At 62.5% G+C, this 405-nt stretch carries 1 protein-coding gene; it reads left to right on the top strand.

The window, feature by feature from the left end; translation table 11 throughout:
- The coding region (locus CWO89_RS45275) for an ATP-binding protein (protein WP_165421644.1) at positions 1-365 on the top strand (365 nt) is incomplete at its 5' end.
- Positions 366-405: the final 40 nt, after the last annotated feature.

Below are 405 nucleotides of genomic sequence, written 5' to 3'. Positions count from 1 at the left end.
ATCGCGTCCCAAGATTGTTCGAAGCGTTGGCGCTCGCGCGGGGCGATGGACGTTATGCCCGCTTGCTCAAAACCCTTGGCCGCGCCCAGCTTCTGATTTTGGACGATTGGGGATTGTCGGTGCTCACCGCTGCCGAGCGGCGCGATCTACTCGAAGTCCTCGAGGACCGCCATGGCCGCGCCTCCACCATCGTAACCAGCCAACTCCCTGTGGACACATGGCACGAAGTTATCGGAGACCCAACCTACGCCGACGCCGTCCTCGATCGCCTCGTCCATAACGCTCACCGCCTCCAGCTGGCCGGCGAAAGCATGCGAAAACGCAACGCCAAAACCATCACCCTTGACGAGCAGCCAGAACGCTGACTCTATCACCGCCTCGGCCGGAGCGGGCTGCTCACGATCG

The organism is Bradyrhizobium sp. Leo170, assembly GCF_004296405.1.
Taxonomy (GTDB): Bacteria; Pseudomonadota; Alphaproteobacteria; order Rhizobiales; family Xanthobacteraceae; genus Bradyrhizobium.
Note: the sequence above shows the minus strand (reverse complement) of the source record. Positions and strands in the feature narration are given on the sequence as shown.